Origin of the sequence: Mycobacterium haemophilum DSM 44634, assembly GCF_000340435.2 — a bacterium.
Lineage (GTDB): Bacteria > Actinomycetota > Actinomycetes > Mycobacteriales > Mycobacteriaceae > Mycobacterium > Mycobacterium haemophilum.
Map to the genome: position 1 here is coordinate 654331 of NZ_CP011883.2, position 22216 is coordinate 676546.

A 22216-nucleotide genomic window follows, 5' to 3' on the forward strand; every position below is an offset into this window, starting at 1 on the left:
TGTTATGCGCGGAATGTAATTTCTCTAGTTATTAGGAGAAGCCCAGATGGCAAGGCCAATCCCAACGTTCGAGACGCAAAGACGCGGTCTCGATCGTGCTCAGGTCACTGAGTACATCCTGCGTATCCACAGTGAGATGGAGTCGCTCCAAAACGACGCGTCTCACGCCCTGGCCGACCGCGAACGACTCAACGACGAGATCACGAAGCTGCACGGCGATATCGAGCGTCTTTCCGGGCCGATCGATTCGGTCGAAGGGATGTCGGAGCGCATTGCTCGCATGATGCGCGTCGCCTCCGATGAGGCCCGTCGCACCAAGGCGATGGCACGCGAAGAGGCCGATTCACTGACTCGTGAGTTGCGCGACGAGGTTGAAGCGGCACGTCAGGACCGTGCCACCGCTAGCGCCGTACTGGCCGAACTCCAGGCTTCCGCCGCCGCCCGCCGCGAGCAAATTCTCGCCGAGGCGAAGGCCGAGGCCGAAGAAGTGTTGCAGGCCGCTCATAACGAGCGCGCCCGCCTGGCTGAGGAAGCCGCGGAGGCCGAGCGGCGGCGCCGTGAAATGCAGCTGCGCCTGGCCGACGAGGACGAACGCCGCCGCCGCGAAGCGCAGCATCGACTGGACCAGCAGATCAAGTCACGCTGGGAGCAGGCCGAGACCCAGATCGCCGCCTGCGAGGAGGAGAGCCGACTCAAGGCGGCTGGCATGGTCGCCGCCGCCGAGCGCGATGCGCAATTGGTCAAGGAACGCGCCGAGGCCCATGTCAAGGACCTGCTCAAGGTACGCGGGGACGTCGTCGCGGCACTGGGCGAGATTCAGAGCCGGATCGAGACCGCTGTCCGCCGCGACCGGATCACCGTTGTCAAGCCCCCCGCGGTGGGTGAGGAGGCTTAGCTCGGCGGCATCGTCGGCGGGTTGTGGTCTGATGGCCCGCCTCCTCACCGGCCGCGCCGGCCGCATCGTCGGCGGGTTGTGGTCTGATGGCCCGCCTCCTCATCGGCCGCGCCGGCCGCATCGTCGGCGGGCTATGACACCCTATACGGGTGAACCCCTCGACGACACAGGCCCGCGTCGTCGTTGACGAGCTGATCCGCGGCGGCGTCCGCGATGTGGTGCTGTGCCCCGGGTCGCGAAGCGCTCCGCTGGCATTCGCGCTGCAAGACGCCGACTGTGCCGGCCGGATCCGGCTGCACGTCCGCATCGACGAGCGCACCGCCGGGTATCTGGCCATCGGGCTGGCGGTTGCTGCGGGCGCGCCGGTGTGTGTCGCGATGACCTCGGGCACTGCCGTGGCCAACCTTGGTCCAGCGGTGGTCGAGGCCAACTACGCCCGGGTGCCGCTGATCGTGCTGTCGGCCAACCGGCCCTATGAATTGCTTGGCACCGGGGCCAACCAGACCATGGAGCAGCTGGGCTACTTCGGCACCCAAGTTCGTGCCACCATCAGCCTGGGCCTAGCAGAGGACGCGCCGGAGCGGCTGGATTCGTTCAACGCGACCTGGCGATCGGCCACCTGCCGAGTATTGGTGGCTGCCACCGGTTCTCGCACCGCCAATGCCGGCCCCGTACAGTTCGACATCCCGCTGCGCGAGCCTTTGGTACCCGATCCTGAACCCCACGGCGCCGTTGCACTGCAGGGCCGGCCCGGCGGAAAGCCGTGGACCTACACACCGCCGGTGACGTTTGACCAGCCGCTGGAAATCGACCTGTCGGCCGACACCGTCGTCATCGCCGGGCACGGCGCGGGCGTACACCCCAACCTGGCGGAACTGCCGATCGTTGCTGAGCCGACCGCGCCATTTGGGCCGTACCGGCCGTACCCGTTGCACCCCCTAGCACTGCCGCTGCTGCACCCGAAGCAGGTGATCATGCTCGGTCGCCCGACACTGCATCGCCCGGTGTCAGCGCTGCTGGCCGACCCGCAAGTGCCGGTGTACGCGCTGACCACCGGGCCACGCTGGCCGGACGTCTCGGGCAATTCGCAGGCCACTGGTACTCGGGCGGTAACCACCGGGACACCGCACCCGGCCTGGCTGCAGCGCTGTGCGGAGATGAACCGGCACGCGATCTCGGCGGTGCACGGCCAGCTCGCGGCGCACCCGTTAACCACGGGCCTACATGTCGCCGCGGCCGTAGCAGATGCGCTACGGCCTGGTGACCAACTGGTGCTGGGGGCGTCCAACCCGGTGCGCGACATGGCGTTGGTTGGTTTGTCCACTGACGGTATCCAGGTGCGGTCCAACCGCGGCGTTGCTGGCATCGACGGCACCGTATCCACCGCGATCGGGGCGGCGCTGGCATATGAGCGGTCCCCCGGAGGCACCGCCAGCACAGACCGCCCGGCCCGTACCGTCGCGCTGATCGGCGACCTGACGTTCGTCCATGACAGCTCAGGGCTGTTGATCGGTCCCACCGAACCCACACCGCGGCAGCTGACGATCGTGGTGTCCAACGACAACGGCGGCGGCATCTTCGAACTGCTCGAGCAAGGTGACCCGAGGTTCTCTGCTGTGTCGTCGCGAATCTTCGGTACTCCGCACGACGTCGACGTGGGTGCGTTGTGTCGTGCGTACCACGTGGAAAGCCGACAGATCGAGGTCGACGAGCTGCGGGCGGCCCTCGACGAACCCGGTGCCGGCATGCGCGTGCTGGAAGTCAAGGCCGACCGGTCTTCGCTGCGACAGCTACACGCCGCAATCAAAGCGGCATTATGAGGTTGCTATGAGGTATCGTCAACCGTGATATTGCCGAAATCGTTGCTGCGCATCCTTATTCGCGGACGCAGCGACGAACCGCCGAACACTCGGGCCAGAGTTGTTCTGCGATGGGTGCGGATTGCGGTGCTGATTGTGACCGGTTTGATCACGCTGCAATCGGTGCTGCTCGTGGCCGGCGCTTGGCGCAACGACCTGGCGATCCAACACAATATGGGGGTCGCGCAAGCGGAGGTACTCAGCGCCGGGCCGCGACGCTCCACGATCGAGTTCGTCACCCCCGAGCGAGTCACTTACCGCCCGGAACTCGGTGTGTTGTATCCGTCTGAATTGTCCACGGGCATGCGAATTTACGTTGAATACAACAGGAATGATCCGAACCTGGTCCGGGTGCGGCACCGCAACGCCGGACTAGCGATCATCCCGGCGGGGTCTATCGCGGTAGTGTGCTGGCTGGCCGCGACTGTTGTGCTGGTGGCTTTGGCGGTGCTGGACAAGCGGTTGGACCGGCACGCCGAATCGAGCGACATGCCGAGCCAACCGGCTTCCTAAGGCGCGCCAACCAGCAGATTTCGCATGACGTATGCCGGTAGGCAACCTTGTCGACAGCCGGCACTGCCACTGTAGTGGCGTGCGCGTTGCGGTTATCGCCGAGTCGTTCCTCCCGCATGTCAACGGTGTCAGCAACTCAGTGATTCGGATTCTCGAGCATTTGCGTCGAACCGGGCATGAAGCTCTGGTGATCGCACCCGATACGGCGCCGGGTGAACCCCGCGCAGAGCGAATTCACGACGGCATCCGGGTGCACCGGGTGCCGTCACGAATGTTTCCGAAGGTAACCACGTTGCCGCTTGGTCTGCCGACGCCACGACTGGTCAGCGTGATGCGCGGATTCGATCCGGACGTGGTGCATCTGGCGTCGCCGGCGCTGCTCGGATATGGCGGAGTGCGGGCCGCTCGCCGCCTTGGTGTGCCGACAGTCGCGGTATACCAAACCGACGTTCCGGGTTTCGCATCGAGTTACGGCATTCCGATCACGACACGGGCGGCGTGGGCGTGGTTCCGCCACCTGCACAGCCTCGCCGACCGCACCCTGGCGCCGTCCACTGCTACGATGGAATCCCTTGTTGCCCATCGTATTCCGCGGGTATATCGGTGGGCGCGCGGAGTTGACATGCTACGGTTCGCGCCGTCGGCGCGCAACGAGGAGCTCAGGCGGCGTTGGTCGCCGCACGGCAAGCCCATCGTCGGCTTTGTGGGCCGGCTCGCGCCGGAAAAGCATGTTGAACGGCTCATCGCGCTGGCTGCCAGCGACACCGTGGCGCTCGTCATCGTCGGCGACGGCCTCGATCAGCGCAAACTGCAATCCGCAATGCCCACAGCGGTTTTCACGGGTGCGTTGTATGGCGGGGAGCTCGCCGCTGCGTATGCCAGCATGGATGTCTTCGTGCATACCGGTGAGCACGAGACGTTTTGCCAAGTTGTGCAGGAAGCGCTGGCGTCAGGGCTGCCGGTGATTGCCCCCGACGCCGGTGGGCCACGCGACCTGGTCACCCCGTGCCGCACCGGACTGCTGCTGCCCGTCGGAGAGTTCGAGGCACGGTTGCCCACCGCTGTTGCCTATCTGGTCGCTGAACGCCACCGCTACTCACCAGCCGCCCGGCGTAGTGTGCTGCATCGCAGCTGGCCGGTCATCTGTGATGAGCTGCTCGGCCATTACCAGGCGGTACGAGGTAGGAGCGGGGCTCAGGCTGCCTAGATCTAGCGCCCGGTAGCGTCGACGTCGTGAGTCGCGCCGCCCTGGACAAGCACCCCCGCGACGTCGCCGCGATGTTCGACGGCGTCGCCCGCCGATACGACCTAGCCAACACCGTGCTGTCGCTGGGGCAGGATCGGTACTGGCGGCGAGCCACCCGGTCGGCGCTGCGGATTGGGCCCGGACACAAAGTGCTGGACCTGGCCGCAGGCACAGCGGTGTCCACAGCGGAGCTGAGGAAATCCGGCGCCTGGTGTGTGGCCGCGGACTTTTCGGTCGGGATGCTCGCGGCCGGCGGTGCGCGGAAGGTGCCGAAGGTGGCCGGAGATGCCACCCAGCTGCCCTTTGGCGACGGCGTATTCGATGCGGTCACTATCAGTTTCGGGTTGCGCAATGTCGCCGACCATCAGGCGGCGCTGCGCGAGATGGCCCGCGTCACCCGGCCCGGCGGTCGATTAGTGGTGTGCGAATTCTCCACACCTACCAATGCGCTGGTCGCCACCGTCTACAAGGAATACCTGATGCGGGCGCTGCCGCAAGTGGCGCGAGTGGTGTCTAGTAATCCCGATGCCTACGTCTACCTAGCGGAGTCCATCCGAGCCTGGCCCGATCAGGCGACGCTGGCCGGCCAGATGTTGCGGGCCGGTTGGGCAACACCACGCTGGCGTAACCTCACCGGCGGCATCGTAGCGTTGCACGCCGCAGAGAAGCCGGTGCTGCCAGCCGACTAAGGAAAACCTAGCGAGCGCCGGCCCGTTGCAGGACACCTACTTGGTCAGGGCAGTAGTGGTCGATCGCGGCGCCCAGGAATTGCAACGATTGCCCCTCGGTGGTGTGTAGCGGCAGGTTGCGCTGGATGAAGGTGGCCGACTTATAAGCATCCCCGTCTACGCCCTTGGCCAGTCGCTGGCAGGTGATCTTGCCCAGCCACGCGTTGTAGTCCTGCGAGCCGTAAATGCCGTAGCTGCGAAGCTGGGCGTTGAACGGGGCGTCGTAGTCGTCGGCCCGTGCCGGTGCGGCCAGTGCCAGGGCGGCCGCCGCCATCGCCACGCTAACGGCGAGGCTAGTGCCCTTCATTAGCCGGACTATACACCCGACCGCATCCTCAGCCCAGGTGCGCTGATAACAGCCAGCCGCCGATCGACACTAGCCCGTTGGGTTCGTCACGCAGCTCGACGCCGGGCATCCCGAAAAAGTCCTTCGGCGCTTTGGCGTACAGACGGGCCGGCCTGATCTCGTCGACGACCCAGTACTTGGACACCACCTGGCGCAGCTCGTCCTCGGTCACCGCGTTGATCGGGCCTTCGGGTACCGCCGCCTTGTCAAAGACCAGCGCAAAGTAGGACGCACCCGGTGCTGCGGCGCGGCGAATCGACTGCTGGTAGCCCTCACGCGCCTCGACCGGGATCGAGTGGAATAGCGTGCTGTCCACGATGGTGCCGAACCGGCCGGCTGATCCTGGTGGGTAGCCGGTGAAATCGCTGATGTCGGCCACCTCGAAGCGAGCCGTGGCCAGGCCTCGCCGCCCGGCCTCGCGTCGCGCTAGCTCGATGGCGGTGGGCGACAGGTCGAGTCCCAGCGTGGCGTGGCCCCGCTCGGCCAGGGTCATCGAGATGGCCGCTTCCCCGCAGCCCACATCAAGGACGTCGCCGTGAAACTTGCCCTGCTCGATCAGGGCGGTTAGTTCGGGTTGTGGTGCGCCGATGCTCCATGGCGGCCGGGCGCCGTCCCCGAACTGGGCGGATTTGCCGCGGTAGGCCGATTCGAACTCAAAATCAAGCGGTTTGGTCATGACTCAGGTATATCAACCGCCCTGATATATGTCAAGGAAGTTGATATTGCGGGAGGGGGCAAAACTGGGCTAGCTGAACGGTGGTCGGCGATCGATGAGCCGTGATGCCCGCCCGCCGCTTCGCCACACCCGCGCTACCCAGTCGGCGTCGTCATCGGTGACCAGATTGGCCATCACCCGCACGGCGATCGTCATCAGTGCGGTAGAGCGCATCGCTCTCGGGCCGGTCGCGGGCAGGAACCGTTGGAAGGTCAGCAACAACGCCAGCCGGCGCGCGACCGAAAATCCGCGGCCGTAATGCTGCTGCAGCAGCGACGGCCACACGTGCGACACATCGCGCAAGTCCAGCAGCTCGGCGGCCAGCCGGCCCGTTTCTAGGCCGTAGTCAATACCTTCGCCGTTGAGCGGGTTGACGCACGCTGCGGCGTCGCCGATGAGCATCCAGTTTGGCCCCGCCACCCCGGAAACCGCGCCACCCATCGGCAGCAACGCCGACGACACCGCCCGCGGTTGGCCGGAAAAGCCCCACTCGTCGCGGCGCAGATCCGTGTAATACGAGATCAGCGGTCGCAGCGCCAGGTCGGCTGGCCGCTTTGACGTCGACAACGCTCCTATGCCGATATTCACCTCGCCGTTGCCCAGCGGGAAAATCCAGCCGTAGCCAGGCAGCATGGCTCCGTCGCGAGAACGCAGTTCCAGATGCGACGTTAGCCAGGGGTCGTCGCTGCGTTCAGTGGTCAGGTACCCTCGGGCGGCGACGCCGTACACCGTCTGTTGATGCCAGCGCCGGCCTAGCTTGCGGCCCAGCGGAGACCGGGCCCCGTCGGCAACAACCAGCTGACGGCAGCCGACCTCGGTGCCGTCAGCCAACGTCACCGATGCAGCCCGTCTCGATGAATCATGGTGAACTGAAACGGCTTTGGTCCCGAGCAGCATGCGGGCCCCGGAGTCCTCGGCGACCTTACGGATCCGGTCATCTAATTCCAGGCGCGCCACCGCGCTGCCGGTCGACGGGAACGACGGGCCGGGCCAGTTCACTTCCACTTCGCCACCGAAGCCGCTCATTCGCAGGCCGCGATGTCGGATGCGGGTATTTAGCCAGTCGCCCAGCCCTAGCCGTTCCAGTTCGGCGACCGCACGCGGTGTCAACCCGTCACCGCAGGCCTTGTCTCGAGGGAAGCTGGCCGAGTCGATGACGACTACGTCGTTGCCGGCGCGGGCCGCCCAGGCGGCCGCCGCGGACCCCGCTGGCCCGGCGCCCACCACTACCACGTCTGCGCTGGTCTCCACGCTCACTAGTATGTTGGTCGGATGACGACTCCGCCGACGGTGGTAGCTGGCATCAATTTCGGCGACGCCGCATTCGCGGCGACCGTGCAAGACGGTGTGGCGCGGATCGAGCAGCTCATGGACGCCGAACTGCGCGGCGCCGACGAGGTGATGGCTGAGTCGGTGCTGCACCTGTTCGCGGCCGGTGGTAAGCGATTCCGGCCGCTGTTCACGGTGCTGTCCGCCCAGATCGGACCCCGGCCCGACGCTCCCGAGGTAATAGTCGCCGGCGCGGTCATCGAGCTGGTCCACCTAGCCTCGCTGTACCACGATGACGTGATGGACGAGGCCGAGGTCCGGCGCGGTGCGCCCAGTGCCAACCTGCGCTGGAGCAACAGCGTCGCCATCCTCGCCGGCGATTATCTGTTTGCCACGGCGTCGCGGCTGGTATCGCAGCTTGGACCGGATGCCGTGCGGATAATCGCTGACACGTTTGCTCAGCTGGTGACCGGGCAGATGCGCGAAACCCGCGGCGTTCCAGAAGATGCAGGTTCGATCGAGCAGTACCTGAAGGTGGTGTACGAAAAGACGGGCTGCCTAATCGGCTCGGCCGGCCGGCTCGGTGGTTTGTTCGCCGGCGCACACGCCGAGCAGGTCGAGCGGCTGAGCCGGCTCGGGGGCATTGTCGGCACCGCGTTTCAGATCGCTGACGACATCATCGATATCGACAGCGACAGCACCAAGTCCGGCAAGCTTCCCGGCACCGATGTGCGTGAAGGCGTGCGCACCTTGCCGATGCTCTATGCGCTGCGCGAGACCGGGCCCGACAGCGAGCGGCTGCGCGCGCTGCTGGCCGGACCCGTCGACAACGACGCAGAGGTAGTCGAGGCGCTAGCGCTGTTGCGGGCGTCGCCGGGGATGGCGAAGGCCAAGCAAGTCCTGGCGCAGTACGCGGCGCAGGCCGGTGGCGAGCTGGCGCTGCTGCCCGACGGCCCCGGTCGGGATGCGTTGGCGGCGCTGGTCGACTACACGACTAACCGGCACGGTTAGTAGCGGGCAACCCCCGGGTCGCGGAACCCGCAGGGTCGTCGTGGGCGTTGAATTTGTTAGTAGTCAGCAAGAACCGCGTGTTGCTAGGAGGACACTGATGACCTGGCATCCCCAAGCCAACAGGTTGAAGACCTTCGTCCTGTTGGTCGGTATGTCCACATTGATCGTGGCCGTCGGCGCGATGTTCGGTAGGACGGCGCTTTTCTTTGCGGCCCTGTTCGCTGTGGGAATCAACGTCTACACGTATTACAACAGTGACAAGCTCGCGTTGCGCGCGATGCATGCGCAACCGGTTTCGGAGGTTCAAGCACCGGCGATGTACCGGATCGTGCGCGAGCTGGCCACCGGAGCGCACCAGCCGATGCCGCGGCTCTACATCAGTGACACGAACGCGCCCAACGCGTTCGCTACCGGCCGCAATCCGCGCAACGCCGCGGTGTGCTGCACCACCGGCATCCTGGAGATCCTCAACGAGCGCGAGCTGCGCGCTGTGCTAGGGCATGAACTTTCGCACGTGTACAACCGCGACATCCTGATCTCCTGTGTGGCCGGCGCGTTGGCCGGCGTGATTACCGCGCTGGCCAACATGGCCATGTGGGCGGGCATGTTTGGCGGCAACCGGGACGGGGAGAATCCTTTTGCGCTGCTGTTGGTTTCATTGCTGGGCCCGATCGCCGCGACGGTGGTGCGGCTAGCGGTATCGCGATCGCGGGAGTACCAAGCCGATGAATCGGGCGCTGTGCTCACCGGCGACCCGCTGGCCCTGGCGTCGGCGTTACGCAAGATCTCCAGCGGCGTGCAGGCAGCGCCGTTGCCTCCGGAGCCGCAGCTGGCCAGCCAGGCGCACCTGATGATCGCCAACCCGTTTCGTGCCGGCGAGCGGATCGGATCGCTGTTTTCGACGCACCCGCCGATCGAGGACCGCATTCGCCGGCTAGAAGCGATGGCTGGGCGATAAGAACGGTGCCGAGTGCCTGCATCCCGTATCGATGTTGACTGACCCTCGGGTCAGAACCATGCGTGGCTTCGCCGATTTGATATCGCATGTGATATCGATTCCCGCGGTCGCCCTAACCCCTCGCGCTAATGGCCGCGCAGTGTATGAGTGAATGTCGCAATCGATATCACATGTGCTATCAAATCCGGCGTGAACCGCTATACCTACCGTGCCGAATGGTCGCCTGACGGCACGAATACGTCGCACTTTGCATCGAGCTGCCATCGCTAGTGCGGCGGGCCCGGACCGCCCACCAAGCCATCGCCAGTATCGCTGAGGCGGTCGACCAGCTGGTCGCTGATATGCAAGTGTGTGGTGAAACAGCGCCCACACCATTGACCGAGCGCAATTACCGCGGCACGTTCGTCGTCAGGACGTCACCGGCGTTGCATGCACGCCTTGCCCTCGAAGCTGCTGAGCAGCGTGTGTCGCTCAATCAGTGGGTGGTTCAGAAGCTCAGTGGGCGGGAACTACGCAGCGGCCTCTGGCCGTTCGGGTCCGATTAGGCCACTCACGGTGCGGCGAGCCAGGTGACCCGTCTCGAGCATGCCGTTGATCTGAACCGTCCCGCCGGTGGCGTGATGCTGTCGCTGCCAGTCGTGAATCGCCTGATGCGCGGCGTGGTCGAGGTAGTTGACTGAAATGTCGACCGTGACCCGCGTGCGGGGAGGGATAGAAGCTAGCACCCGGGTGAGCCGGGGCAACGCCAGGAAGGTGCACGCTCCCGCGACCAGGACGTGCCACTCGTCACCAACGGGCTGGGCCTCGACCTTGGCTCGGATCACCCGCCATCCGGTCAACGCGATGGCGACGGCGAGTCCGATCATTACGCCGTGCAAGAGATTGAGAAACACCACACAGACGGCGGTCACCAGGTAGACGGCGAGATCCCCGTTCCGCAGGGCGGTTTCGATATGAGCTGGCTTCAGCAGCTGAATTCCGACGACGATGAGTAGTCCGGCAAGCGCTGCGGACGGGATCTGGTTGACCAGCCCCGCAAACGGAATTGTGAAGAGCAGGATCCAAAGTCCGTGCATGATCGCCGAGGCGCGGGTTTTCGCGCCCGCAATGACATTGGTTGAGCTGCGCACGATTACCCCGGTGATGGGAAGCCCGCCGATCGCCCCGGACACCATGTTGGCAGCGCCCTGTCCGATCAGCTCGCGGTTGAAGTCGGTGCGTGCCCCGCTGTGCATCCTGTCGACTGACACCGCCGACAGCAGGCTCTCGACGCTGGCGATGAGCGCGACCGTGATCACGCCTAACGCCACGGCACCCCAGTTACCGTCGGGAAGCGCCGGCAGCTGCAAGGCATCCAACGGTGACCCGTCGACCTTGACTCGGGACACGTGGAACGGGAATATCACCGAGACCAGCGTCACCCCCACGATGGCGACCAGCGGGCCGGGGATCCGGGCCACTCGGGCCGGAACCCACCGCCAGGCGATCAGGATGGCGATCACGAGTACGCCAAGAATGACCCCGGGCCGGTGCGCGCCCAGGATCTGACCTGGCAAGCCAATGGCGTTGTGCCAAGCGGTGCTTTTCGACTTTCCGCCGAGCAGCACGTGGGCCTGTTGAAGTGCGATGGTGATGCCGATGCCGGCCAACATGGCGTGCACGACGACGGGCGAGATCGCCAGTGCGGCTCGCGCAACGCGGCTAAGCCCCAGCAGCACTTGCAGAGCACCCGCGGCCAAGGTGATTAAACAGGTTACTGCCCAACCGAAGTCGGAGATCAGCTCGGCTACGACGACCGTCAGCCCGGCCGCAGGACCGCTGACCTGCAGCGGTGATCCACCCACGGCTCCGGCGACGATCCCGCCGACGATGGCGGCGATCAGACCGGCGAGCACCGGTGCGTCCGAGGCGATCGCGATGCCCAGCGACAACGGGAGCGCCACCAGGAACACCACGAGTGACGCGGGCAGGTCATACCGGATAACGGATCGCAATTCATGCCGGATAACGGATCGCAATCGGTAGCTCCCTCGATAGGTCTTAGCGGGGGGACGTTCCGATATCCCGTCCCGTATTGGCGTTGCATAGCGGCTACGCAACGTGCTTGCACACAGGCAAAGTTCAACCACTCCAGCTCCGTTGTTCGGAGCCGGAATGGCTGGCTACTGGTAGCTTCGACGGTATTGGGGCGGCCGGGCGTGGGTCAAGTTGACGAGCCACCTGCATACCGAATCCAAATTTTTGCAGGTCAACGAGGCCATTGTTGCGAGATTAGAACCCTGAGCCGTGCACCTCGTGGCCGGGGATCTCGGCGATCAGGCCGCTATAGGCTTGCTCGACGGTCGAGGCGTGGTTGATCACCGCGTCGACTTCGCGGGCGATCGGCATGCTGAGCCCGAACTCTGTGGCGAACTCCATGACCACGCTGGCGGCCTTGACTCCCTCGGCGACTTGGTTCATCGAGGCGATGATCTCGTCGATCGGCTTGCCCGCGCCCAGTTGTTCACCGACGTGGCGGTTGCGGCTGCGCTGACTGGTGCAGGTGACGATGAGGTCACCCAGACCGGCCAGGCCGGGAAAGGTTTCGCTGCGCCCGCCCAAGGCCACGCCTAGCTTCGTCATCTCGCGCAGCGCGCGGGCGATCACCAGCGCGCGGGTGTTTTCCCCGATGCCCAGTGAGTAACCCATCCCGACGGCGATGGCGAAGACGTTCTTCAGCGCGCCCGCCACCTCGACGCCGATGACGTCGTCGGTCGTATAGACGCGGAAGCGCCGGGTCCGGAACAACGCCGCCAGCCGGGTCGCCAGATGTTGGTCGGGCATCGCCAGGACCGCCGCGGCGGCGTACCCCTCGGCCACCTCGCGGGCGATGTTCGGTCCGGCCAGGATTCCCGCCGGATGGCCGGGCAGTACCTCCTCGACGATCTGTGACATTCGCATGTTGGTGCCCTGCTCGAGCCCTTTGACCAGCGACACCACCGGCACCCACGGCCGCAGTTCCTTGGCTAGTTCGGTGAGTACGCCTCGGAAACCATGTGAGGGCACGCCCATGACGACGACGTCGGCGCAGCGGGCGGCCTCCGCGAAGTCGGTGGTGGCGCGCAGGGTGTCGCTCAGGACGACGTCGTTTCCGAGGTAGCGGCTGTTGCGGTGCTGCTCGTTGATGTCCTTGGCCGTCACCTCCGAGCGCACCCATTGCAGCGTCGGTCCGCGGCGCGCGCAGATTGACGCCACGGTGGTGCCCCACGAGCCGCCACCGAAGACAACGACTTTGGGTTCGCGCTGCTCAGCCACGGGCATGGGGTTTAGCGTATTGCCGACTCTTGACCTTTGGGAAGCCGAACACCATCGCCTCCTCGATGCGGTCGAATCGGTAATCGATGGCGTCGGCGAAGTAGTTCTGCCGGACATTCCACGGCCGTTTCGTGCCTGACTTGGGCAGCGCGTGCAGCGATCGCAGTACGTAGCCGGCCTTAATGTCCCAGGACGGCTTTTCGGCCATGGGATCGGCATCTCGGTGTGGGTAGGCGTGAGTGTAGCCGTGAGAATCCATGTGCGCCAAGAGTTTTGCTGCGGCTCGGGCTGTCATGTCGGCGCGTAGCGTCCAGGACGCGTTCGTGTAGCCCACACACCAGAACAGGTTGGGCACATCTTCGAGCATGTGAGCCTTGTAGACGAAGCGGTCACAGGGATTGATCTTGATGCCGTCCAGGCTGATCGCGGCGCCGCCAAACGCCTGCAACTGCAGCCCAGTGGCGGTGATGATGATGTCGGCGTCGAGATGCCCGCCGGACTGCAGTGCGATACCGGTGGTGTCGAAATGGTCGATGTGATCGGTGACTACCTCCACGCGGCCCGCAGCGATGGCGAGGTAGAGGTCGGCGTCGGGGATCAGGCACATCCGCTGATCCCACGGTTGGTACCGCGGCTTGAAGTGCGTGTCGACGTCGTAGCCGTCGGGCAGGTTGTTGACCGCCGTGCGTCGTGCTATCCACTTCACCACCGCCGGCGTTTTGCGGGAGATGAACCACAGCACCGCCTCTTGTAACGCGTTGTACATCCGGATGATCGAATGGGAAGCTCTGCGGGGCAACATTTTACGAGAGACAAAGGCGAACTTGCTGTATTTGGACGCCGACATCAGGTAGGTCGGTGAGCGTTGCAGCATGGTCACCTTTTCGGCGCGGTCGGTGAGCGAGGGGATTAGCGTGACCGCGGTGGCGCCGCTGCCGATTACCACCATCTTTTTGCCGGTGTAGTCCAACTCGTCCGGCCAGTGCTGCGGATGCACGACGGCGCCGCCGAACTGCTCGATGCCGGGGAAATCAGGGGTGTAGCCCTCGTCATAGTCGTAGTAGCCGCTGCCGAAGAACACGAACCGGCTGCACAAACGCTGCTGTCTGCCGCAGTCGTCGACGGTGATCGTCCAGGTGTCGGTGGCCGAATCCCAGTTCGCTGCGCACACGGAGCTGTTGAACCTGATGTGGCGATCGATGCCGTACTTGCGCGCGGTGGCGGTCAGGTACTCGCGGATGTGGGCACCGTCGGCGACGGCTTCCCTGCGGGTCCACGGCTCGAACGGAAAGGACAGCGTGAAGATACTGCTGTCGGAGCGCACACCGGGATACCGGAACAAATCCCAGGTACCGCCGATCCGCGCGCGCCGCTCCACGATGGTGTAGGTCAGGTGCGGGTTACGCTCGGTGAGTCGATAGGCCGCATCGAGGCCGGAGATGCCGGCGCCGACGATAACCACGTCGACGTAGTCGGCGTCGGCTCCCTGGGAAGTCACGGTCGAACCTCGTTATGAGCCTAGGTAGCTATCGGTAGTTGACGAACTGTAGTGCGACGTCCAAGTCGGCGTTCTTCAGCATCGCGATAACGGCCTGCAGGTCGTCGCGACTTTTGCTGGTGACGCGGACCTCGTCGCCCTGAATCTGGGTCTTGACGGCCTTGGGCCCCTCGTCGCGGATGAGCTTGGTGATCTTCTTGGCGTTCCCGCTGTCGATGCCTTGCTTGAGGGTGCCGGTGACCTTGTACGTCTTGCCGGAGGCCTGTGGCTCGCCGGCGTCGAAGGCCTTCATCGAAATGTCGCGGCGGATCAGTTTTTCCTTGAAAACATCCACGGCGGCCTTGACCCGCTCCTCGGTGGACGACGTCAGCTCGACGGCCTCGTCGCCCTTCCACGCGATCTTGGTGTCGGTGCCGCGGAAGTCAAAACGCGTCGCTAGCTCCTTGGCAGCCTGATTGAGCGCGTTGTCGACTTCCTGTCGGTCGATCTTGCTGACGATGTCGAACGATGAGTCCGCCATGCGGTCCGTCCCTTCCTTTCCGGTGATAGCCGTTTGTGTTCTGTCTACCCGCTCGTTGTACCCTGCTAGGCGGCAGGTTGCCCGAGCGGCCAATGGGAGCGGACTGTAAATCCGTCGCGAAAGCTACACAGGTTCGAATCCTGTACCTGCCACCACAGGTCAGAGGTGTTGGACAGGCCCCATGGGGTCGACTAGGTGTGACGCATTGCTTCTTGGACGAGTTGTACGCGGGAGTTGATACCTAGTCTGGTGTAGATGTGGGTGAGGTGGGTATGCACCGTGCGCACGGAGACGAAAAGCCGTTTTGCGATGTCTTTGTTTGATAGCCCCTCGCTAACCAGCTGCACCACATTGCGTTCGGCTGGGGTCAATGATTCCCAGCCGCTGGCTGGTCGTTTACGTTTTCCGCGTCCGCGTTGCGCGTAGACAATCGCTTCTTTGATGGGTAAGGCCGCGCCCTCGGCCCAGGCGGAATTGAAATCTTCGTCGCCCATTGCGTCACGAAGTGCCGCCACCGCGGCCTCGTACGCGGCGTTCCATGTTTTGAAGCGGACCTCACCTGTCCGGCGGCGCAGCGCGGATGCCGCGCCGAAAAGGCGCGTGGCTTCGTGACTGCTGGTCTCGCCGATCAGGCCGGCCAGGAGTTCTATGCAGTCGGGCATGCCAAAATACGCTTGAATGTCGGCACCGCAGGCCAGCGCTGTATGAAGGTCATTTCGTGCCTGTTCGAGTTCAGCCTGCGCGATCGCAACGCGCGCACGCGTTGTCAAAGCCACCATGAGGTGCCAGCCCTGGCTGACGAGGACGGCTTCGTCGGCGATGCGCCGTGCCACCAACACATCACCTCGTGCCAGAGCTGCCTGCGCGATGAGGTCATGTTGTGTCGGCACCAGATCTTGCTGGGCACTAAGGCTCGGCGGCACTAGCTCACTGTCAGGGACGGCCAAGGCGATGTCGCCTGCGCCCAAAGCCGCGCAATTCATGGCCGCATAACCTATTCTTCGGTAGATCGGACTTAACTCGAACTCCGTTGCGACTTGGACGATCATGCAGGCCGCGGCTTGTGCCCTCTTGGCATCCCGGTGCGCCAACGCTCGCGCTTGTGTGTAAAGACCCGCTATTCGAGTAATCACATCGCCAGCCGCTTCAGCCTCGGCCGTAACCTTGCGCGATTGCGCGATTGCCTCGGTGAGATCGCCCTGCCATAGCTTTGCGACGCTGAACCACAACAGGCACTGACGGGCAACGAATCGGTCTCCGATGGCTTTCGCCAGGTCCTGCGCCGTCTCAGCGGCTGTGCGCAACGCAACCGGGTCGCCCGATATGTAGGCCCCGAGGAGCTCCCAATAAAGGATTTGACTCAGCGTCCACTTATCGTTTAACGCCTGCGCTAGCTCGATCGCCTCGTCAAAGTAAGGTCGGGCGACTCCAACGTTGTAACCACTGCTGAAGCCGCAGGCAGTAAGCGCCCGAGCCAAGACGACAGGGTCGCCTATATCGCGGGCAATAGCCAAGGCCTGTTGAGCTCGAGCGGTGATGTCGTCGACGGTCACTCTGCTGCTGAGCACTGCATCTAACATGACCTTGTCGGCGAGCGCGCGTGCCAAAACCCCTGCAGATACCACTTGGTGATGGATATTTTCGTCTTCTAAGAGGGCGTTGAACCAGGCCACCCCCTGATGCATGTGCCCTCGTCCAAACCAGATCGGTTGCAACGAGGACGCTAGTTGTAGTGCGCCGGCGATATCGCCCGCGTTGTGGGTCCACGCAAGCGCGGCATTCAGATTATCGAGTTCAGTTTCGGCTCGCTCGATCAGCTCCTGGTGGTCACGGTGTCCCGAAGCGTCCAGCAGATCAGCCAACAACGCGTAGTGATCACGATGACGTGTGTGTACGGCGGTGGCGTCGCTGGACTCGGTGAGCCTTTCTGCCGCGTACTGGCGAACCGATTCCAGCAACCTATATCGGGTACGACCCCGACTGCCTTCGACCACCACCAGCGACTTGTTCACCAACAGCGTCAGCTGATCGAGAACCTGATGAGGCTTGAGGTCACCGTAGCCGGCCACCGCCTCGGCTGCCGTGAGGTCGAACGTGCCCGGAAATGTCGCTAGTCGGCGAAACAGGGTCCGTTGGGTTTCGGTCAGCAGCGCATGCGACCAATCCATTGATGCGCGCAGGGTTTGCTGACGTGGCACCGTGGTCCGTGCACCGCTGTTCAGCAATCGAAACCGATCGTCCAAACCCTTGGTAATCTCGGCTAGCGACAACGTAGCCACCCGCGCCGCGGCGAGTTCGATCGCCAATGGCATGCTGTCGAGGCGTCGGCAGATGTTCCGTACGACTTGGGTGTCAGCATCGGTAATGCTGAATCCGGGCAACACCAGGCCAGCACGGTCGGTGAACAACTCGATCGCTTCGGCCAGCGACAAGGCCGAGACCCGCCACGTGACTTCGCCGGTCACCCTGATCGGCTCGCGGCTGGTCGCTAAGAACGTCAACGCGGGACAGGCGCCCAGCAGCGCAAGCACTAGCTCCCCGCACACATCGAGAAGATGTTCGCAGGTGTCCAGCACAATCAGCATGCGCCGGTCGCCGACGAAACGGATCAGGGTCTCCTGTGTTGCGTAGTCCGGTTGATCGGCAAGGCCTACTGCGCTCATTATCGACATGGGCACGAGGTCGGGATCAGAGATCGAACCTAGATCGACGTACCACAGTCCGTCACTAAATTCGCTGGTAATTTGAGCGGCCACCTGTAGCGCAAGGCGCGTTTTGCCCACCCCGCCCGCACCGTACAGCGTCACCAGCCGATTTCCGATCACGAGCTCTTGCACTTCGTCCAGCTGCGCGGCTCGGCCCACAAAAGTGGTGAGCGGTACTGGAAGATCTTGGCCAGCAACAGCTTCCAACAGATTCAGGGCAGGAAACTCATTGCGAAAGTTGCGGTGACACAGCTGCATGACACCGATAGGCCGAGGTAGATCCGGCAGTTGATGGCTGCCGAGGTCAATCAACCAGGTATCGGCCGGGAGCTGGTCGATAGCCAGATCACCTGTTGTAGTTGACAATAACGTCTGACCCGGATGTGCCAGATCCAACAGCCGCGTAGCCCGGGCCATGGTGGGCGGCATGCAGTTGGTATTCCCGCGAGACGTTATCTCACCGGTGTCAAGACCGATACGCAGTTGCAACGGCGGATGCGGGACGCGCTGCAGATCCAGGGCGCACGCAACAGCATCACTTGCGCGACTGAACGCCACGGTAACGGTGTCGCCCTCGCCTTGTTCCACTGTGCGCAACCCGCCATGGGCTGTGGCGGCTTCTGACACCGCGGATCTCAGCTCCGTAATTGCCGTACCCGTCTCCTCCGGTCGCATGCCCTCCAACCGGTCCGTGTTGGATTGGGCGGCCACCAAAAGCAACGTTATGGTGCCGGGCAGCAACGACGCAGTCCTGCCATCGCTCCCGTCCAACGGTGATGGCACATCGGCGCGCTGGTCAATCTCGCTCACCCTAAGCCGGCATGTAGCGACCGAGGCAGCAAAACATCAACTCCAACCTGCACCAATTCATGCACGTACTCTCGGAGAGAGACAGGCCGGAAAACCGACCCGCAGCCCTTCGTCCTGGGAGGTGAGCCGCAAATCATCGGGTTTTCGGCGCTCGACCTCGGCGAATTGCAAGATTTCCCCGAGCGCGCTGCCCAAGTCAGGGTGGGTTTCCCTCCCTGATGTTGGCGCCATCACCACCAAAACGTCACCCCCAGGCTAACGGGGTCCGGCCCCGGCATCGATTACAGGCTTTGTTATAAGAGATCTGGTTCCGGGGGCGGAAAACGTCAGCATTAATGCGTAACTTTCCATGGATTAGCGATGGGCAACTCGCCGAAGCCCGGCCTGTCGCTGACGGGTATGCGCAGGTCAAACGTAATCGCTCCATCCAGTTCTCGGTAGCTTTGCCACCACTCGACGAATCTGATGTCGATACCTCCGAAAGCGTCGTGGCCGTGGGTGCGCACTCTGTTCATTCGGTCTATGGCCAGCCCGATGCTGATTCCGTTGCAGCGCAATCCGATCGGATCGTCGATGCGCTCGCCGATAAGTAGCCCAGCTACTGCACTGCGACGGCGAGGCCGATCATGGTGGCCGCGATGAACCCGTTGAGCACACGCCAGGCGTTGGGCCGTGCGAACAACCCATGCAGCCGTCGGTGTCCACGACTGCCGAGTGCCCCCAAGCACCAGATTTAAACGCCTACGTCAGCAATCGTTCGCGGCATCTTCATTCATTTCGAGCCCGAATCAGACGATGAGGCTGCGCAATGGCAACAGATCACGCGATCTTCGCCAGAGCGGTCCGTCCAGATAGCTTGTTGCCCTTAGCTACTCGGCGGATCAGCACATGAGTGGCCTTTTCTTCGGCACACCAGCAGTCGTTCGGGCAGCCGGTGCCCGGTGGCAGCCGCGACCACTGTCGCGACAGTCGCCAGCGCGGTCAACCACGTCGGCGTCGACCTCTGTCGTTGGCGTCACTGGTACCCTCTTCGCTGTCCCGCAGGAATACCCCGTGCCCGCCGAGTTAGCACCGCACCGTTGCGACGGCGAGGCCGATCATGGTGGCCGCGATGAACCCGTCGAGGACGCGCCAGGCGCTGGGCCGGGCGAACAACCCGTGCAGCCCGCGCGCACCGAACCCGAGCGCGGTGAACCATACGGTGTTGGCCGCTACCGCGCCCATGCCGAATAGCCAGCGCTCACCACGATGCTGGTTGGCCATCGTGCCGAGCAGCACCACGGTGTCGAGGTACACGTGCGGGTTGAGCCAGGTGAAGCCCAGGCCGGCCAGCACCACGCTGACCAGTCGCGCCGGTGCGGCGTCGGCGGGCTGCAGGCCGCTGGGACGGCACGCGCGTCGGGCCGCCAGCAGGCCATAACAGGTGAGGAACGCCGCTCCGGCGAACTTCGTCATTGCGACGACGTCGGGATAGGTGGTAACCAGCGCGCCGAATCCGGCCACGCCGGCTGCGATCAGTACGAGATCGGAGACCGCGCACACTGCCACCACGGCCAGCACATGTTGCCGCTGGATCCCTTGGCGCAGCACGAAGGCGTTCTGAGCGCCGATCGCCACGATCAGCGCCATCCCGGTCATAAAGCCAAGCAGCAAGGGGGAAGTCACCGCGTCAACGCTAGGGTCACCAACGGTTTCAGTCGAGCTAAATATTCTTAACTATCAGTAGAATCTCTAATGTGACGCAGCTGTTGGATGACGACCAGCTGGCCGCCTTCGCAGCCGTGATCGAACTGGGCAGCTTTGATGCTGCGGCCGAACGGTTGCACATCACCCCGTCAGCTGTCAGCCAGCGGGTTAAGGTGCTTGAGCAGCGGGTAGGGCGGGTGCTGGTGGTAAGAAAAAAGCCGTGCGTGGCGACGGCGGCCGGCATCCCGCTGCTGCGACTTGCGGCACAGACCGCGATGCTTGAATCCGAGGCCCTCAGCCAGCTGCGGGACGATTCGACGCGCACTCGCGTTGCATTGGCCGTGAACGCCGACTCGATGGCGACTTGGTTTCCCCAGGTCTTCGCCGGGCTGGAGGATGTCTTGTTCGACATCCGCATTGAGGACCAGGACCATTCGGCGCAGTTGTTACGTGAGGGGGTCGTGATGGGTGCGGTCACCACCGAACGCGCTCCGGTGTCAGGTTGTCGAGTGCAGCCCTTGGGGGCCATGCGTTATGTGCCGGTCGCCAGCGCGTCCTACATCAAACGCCATCTACCCAATGGCTTCACCGCGCACGCGGCATCGGTGGCGCCGTCATTGGCCTGGAACCGCAATGACGCGCTGCAGGATATGCTGGTGCGCAAGGCATTTCGCCGCGCAATCAGCCGCCCGATACATTTTGTGCCGACCACAGAAGGAATGGCTGCAGCGGCGCGGGCAGGGCTTGGCTGGGGCATGTTTCCCGACAAACTCGCGGCACCTGAGCTGGCCGCCGGATCGTTCGTTCCGATCAGCGGCCTTCATTTGGATGTACCGCTGTTCTGGCAGTGCTGGAAGTTGGAGAGCCCAATCGTGACGACCATTACCGACGCGGTCCTAGCCGCCGCCACGGACCTCCGCCGTCGATCAACATAAGGACCACAAGCGCGGTGTCTGTCCCAAAGTTAGATGCCGTACGCGGGCAACTCGAAGTCGTCGCGCACGCTGCCGGCGAACAGGTGGGCCAGCGGCCTGAAGTTCATCGTGCGCAGTGCCACGTTGCGGAACCGCAGCCCGAGTCTGGTTCGCGTGGCGAAGAACGAGATAAACCTCGTCGCTGCGGCTTGCTTGGTTTCGATAAAGGGACGCAGGCATGCCTCGTAGGCATCGAAAGCACGGCGGTAATCGCCGCCGGCGCGCACCAGTTCGCCGGCCAGCACATAAGCTTCGGTCATCGCCAGGCCGGTGCCCTCGCCACCAAGCAGCGAAATGCAAGCCGCTGCATCACCGATCAGTAGCACCCGGTCGCGTGACCAGCGACCCATGCGGATCTGGCTGACGACGTCGACGTACAGCTCGTCGACATCAGCGAGGGCCGCGAGGATATCCGGGCATTCCCAGCCGACGTCACCGAACTGGTTGCGCAACTGGTCTTTTGGTGCCGCGCCGGCGCCGTCGTGCTCGGCGCGGAAGATGAACAAGAACATGGTGCGGTCATCGCGCAGCGAGAATCGCCCCACCTGTTTGCCGGGCGTGTTGTAGGTGACGTACATCAATTCATCGCGTGGGCGGTAGCCATCGACCACGCAGGCCGCGACCTTGCAGCCAAGGTAATGCTCGAAGGTCTCCTCTGGCCCGAAGCTGAGACGCCGCACATTCGAGTGCAGACCATCGGCGCCAATAACCAGGTCGAAATCGCGCGGCGCGCCGTTATCGAAGGTCAGGCGGACACCATCAGCCTGCTCGTCGATGGTGGCAATGCTGTCGCCGAAGACCGTTTCGACCTGGTCTTCGATGGTGGCGTAGATCGCGGCGGCCAGGTCGCCGCGGGGCAGGCTAGTAAAGTCGTCGCCGATCATGCCGCGAAAGATGTTGACGCTCAGGTCCGTTTTGGTCTCGCCGCCCCGGCCCACCGAGCGCAAGCTTTCAATCTGGTAGCCGGCGGTGCGGATCGGGTCCTCAATGCCCATGCGTTTGGCCACTTGGTAGCCGACGCCCCAGAAGTCGATCATGTAGCCGCCGGTGCGGAATTTCGGCGCCTGCTCGATCAGTGTTGGGGTGTGGCCGGTGCGATGAAGCCAGTGGGCGAGCGCAGCGCCTGCCACCCCGGCACCGCTGATTGCGATTCTCATGCTGCGATTCTGCCGGTCGACGCGGTCAATCG

At 63.9% G+C, this 22216-nt stretch carries 18 protein-coding genes, 1 tRNA gene and 2 pseudogenes; 11 read left to right on the forward strand and 10 right to left on the reverse strand.

Annotated features, from left to right (window positions below; translation table 11 throughout):
- Nucleotides 1-46 precede the first annotated feature (46 nt).
- The 5 genes from B586_RS03125 to B586_RS03145 all read left to right on the forward strand — a co-directional run bounded on the left by B586_RS03125 (nt 47) and on the right by B586_RS03145 (nt 5202).
- Complete coding sequence (locus tag B586_RS03125; protein ID WP_047313597.1) at nt 47-895, forward strand: coiled-coil domain-containing protein; 849 nt, start codon at nt 47-49, stop codon at nt 893-895.
- Nucleotides 896-1044: 149 nt separating this feature from the next.
- Nucleotides 1045-2715, forward strand: a complete 1671-nt coding sequence (menD, locus tag B586_RS03130) for a 2-succinyl-5-enolpyruvyl-6-hydroxy-3-cyclohexene-1-carboxylic-acid synthase (protein ID WP_054880706.1) — start codon at nt 1045-1047, stop codon at nt 2713-2715.
- A 24-nt stretch (nt 2716-2739) separates the two neighbouring features.
- Complete coding sequence (locus B586_RS03135; RefSeq protein ID WP_047313595.1) at nt 2740-3267, forward strand: DUF3592 domain-containing protein; 528 nt, start codon at nt 2740-2742, stop codon at nt 3265-3267.
- Between the two features lie 79 nt (nt 3268-3346).
- A complete protein-coding gene (locus B586_RS03140; RefSeq protein WP_054880705.1) occupies nt 3347-4474 on the forward strand; it encodes a glycosyltransferase family 4 protein in 1128 nt (375 codons plus the stop codon).
- Between the two features lie 26 nt (nt 4475-4500).
- On the forward strand, nt 4501-5202 hold the full coding sequence (locus B586_RS03145; protein ID WP_047313593.1) for a demethylmenaquinone methyltransferase: 702 nt from the start codon (nt 4501-4503) through the stop codon (nt 5200-5202).
- Nucleotides 5203-5209: 7 nt separating this feature from the next.
- Here B586_RS03145 and B586_RS03150 read toward each other — a convergent pair whose 3' ends face one another.
- From B586_RS03150 to menJ, 3 genes are all read right to left on the reverse strand, one after another.
- Nucleotides 5210-5548 (reverse strand): DUF732 domain-containing protein, encoded by a 339-nt coding sequence (locus B586_RS03150; protein ID WP_047313592.1) that lies wholly within the window; start codon nt 5546-5548, stop codon nt 5210-5212.
- Nucleotides 5549-5576: 28 nt separating this feature from the next.
- Nucleotides 5577-6263: a class I SAM-dependent methyltransferase gene (locus B586_RS03155; protein WP_054880704.1), complete on the reverse strand. Its 687-nt coding sequence runs from the start codon at nt 6261-6263 to the stop codon at nt 5577-5579.
- 69 nt (nt 6264-6332) lie between these two features.
- On the reverse strand, nt 6333-7559 hold the full coding sequence (gene menJ, locus B586_RS03160; RefSeq protein WP_054880703.1) for a menaquinone reductase: 1227 nt from the start codon (nt 7557-7559) through the stop codon (nt 6333-6335).
- 15 nt (nt 7560-7574) lie between these two features.
- Between menJ and grcC1 the strand changes: the two genes are divergently transcribed.
- The 3 genes and pseudogenes from grcC1 (at nt 7575) to B586_RS03175 (ending at nt 10085) form a co-directional block, all read left to right on the forward strand.
- Nucleotides 7575-8582 carry a nonaprenyl/(2E,6E)-farnesyl/geranylgeranyl diphosphat synthase gene (gene grcC1, locus B586_RS03165; RefSeq protein WP_047313589.1) on the forward strand — a complete coding sequence of 336 codons (1008 nt, stop codon included), beginning with the start codon at nt 7575-7577 and terminating at the stop codon, nt 8580-8582.
- 97 nt (nt 8583-8679) lie between these two features.
- Entirely contained in the window at nt 8680-9540 is an 861-nt protein-coding gene (gene htpX, locus B586_RS03170) for a zinc metalloprotease HtpX (RefSeq protein ID WP_047313588.1), read from the forward strand.
- 189 nt (nt 9541-9729) lie between these two features.
- Nucleotides 9730-10085, forward strand: a pseudogene (locus tag B586_RS03175) (type II toxin-antitoxin system HicB family antitoxin).
- Here the strand turns inward: B586_RS03175 and B586_RS03180 are convergent.
- The 4 genes from B586_RS03180 to B586_RS03195 all read right to left on the reverse strand — a co-directional run bounded on the left by B586_RS03180 (nt 10050) and on the right by B586_RS03195 (nt 14852).
- Nucleotides 10050-11558: a SulP family inorganic anion transporter gene (locus B586_RS03180; protein ID WP_236971348.1), complete on the reverse strand. Its 1509-nt coding sequence runs from the start codon at nt 11556-11558 to the stop codon at nt 10050-10052. The pseudogene B586_RS03175 and the gene B586_RS03180 sit on opposite strands and share 36 nt — an antisense overlap.
- A gap of 253 nt (nt 11559-11811) precedes the next feature.
- Nucleotides 11812-12840, reverse strand: coding sequence for an NAD(P)H-dependent glycerol-3-phosphate dehydrogenase (locus tag B586_RS03185; RefSeq protein ID WP_047313586.1), 1029 nt, complete (start codon nt 12838-12840; stop codon nt 11812-11814).
- Nucleotides 12827-14332 carry a flavin-containing monooxygenase gene (locus tag B586_RS03190; RefSeq protein ID WP_054880702.1) on the reverse strand — a complete coding sequence of 502 codons (1506 nt, stop codon included), beginning with the start codon at nt 14330-14332 and terminating at the stop codon, nt 12827-12829. The genes B586_RS03185 and B586_RS03190 overlap by 14 nt, the downstream gene beginning before the upstream one ends.
- A 28-nt stretch (nt 14333-14360) precedes the next feature.
- The gene (locus tag B586_RS03195; RefSeq protein WP_047313584.1) at nt 14361-14852 is read right to left on the reverse strand and encodes a YajQ family cyclic di-GMP-binding protein; all 492 of its coding nucleotides are present in this window, start codon (nt 14850-14852) and stop codon (nt 14361-14363) included.
- Between the two features lie 71 nt (nt 14853-14923).
- Here B586_RS03195 and B586_RS03200 point away from each other — a divergent pair.
- A tRNA-Tyr gene (locus B586_RS03200) sits at nt 14924-15007 on the forward strand.
- 36 nt (nt 15008-15043) lie between these two features.
- On the opposite strand, the gene B586_RS03205 is transcribed toward B586_RS03200, so the two are convergent.
- Complete coding sequence (locus B586_RS03205) at nt 15044-18367, reverse strand: helix-turn-helix transcriptional regulator (protein WP_414738691.1); 3324 nt, start codon at nt 18365-18367, stop codon at nt 15044-15046.
- A gap of 447 nt (nt 18368-18814) precedes the next feature.
- On the opposite strand from B586_RS03205, the pseudogene B586_RS20695 reads away from it, so the two are divergent.
- A pseudogene (locus B586_RS20695) lies at nt 18815-18957 on the forward strand (transposase); the annotation flags it as partial.
- A 475-nt stretch (nt 18958-19432) separates the two neighbouring features.
- On the opposite strand, the gene B586_RS03215 reads toward B586_RS20695, so the two are convergent.
- The gene (locus B586_RS03215; protein ID WP_047313583.1) at nt 19433-20032 is read right to left on the reverse strand and encodes a LysE/ArgO family amino acid transporter; all 600 of its coding nucleotides are present in this window, start codon (nt 20030-20032) and stop codon (nt 19433-19435) included.
- A 71-nt stretch (nt 20033-20103) separates the two neighbouring features.
- On the opposite strand from B586_RS03215, the gene B586_RS03220 reads away from it, so the two are divergent.
- Nucleotides 20104-20988 carry a LysR family transcriptional regulator ArgP gene (locus B586_RS03220; protein ID WP_047313582.1) on the forward strand — a complete coding sequence of 295 codons (885 nt, stop codon included), beginning with the start codon at nt 20104-20106 and terminating at the stop codon, nt 20986-20988.
- A 29-nt stretch (nt 20989-21017) separates the two neighbouring features.
- Here B586_RS03220 and B586_RS03225 read toward each other — a convergent pair whose 3' ends face one another.
- Entirely contained in the window at nt 21018-22184 is a 1167-nt protein-coding gene (locus tag B586_RS03225) for an FAD-binding domain (protein ID WP_054880700.1), read from the reverse strand.
- Between the last annotated feature and the right edge of the window lie 32 nt (nt 22185-22216).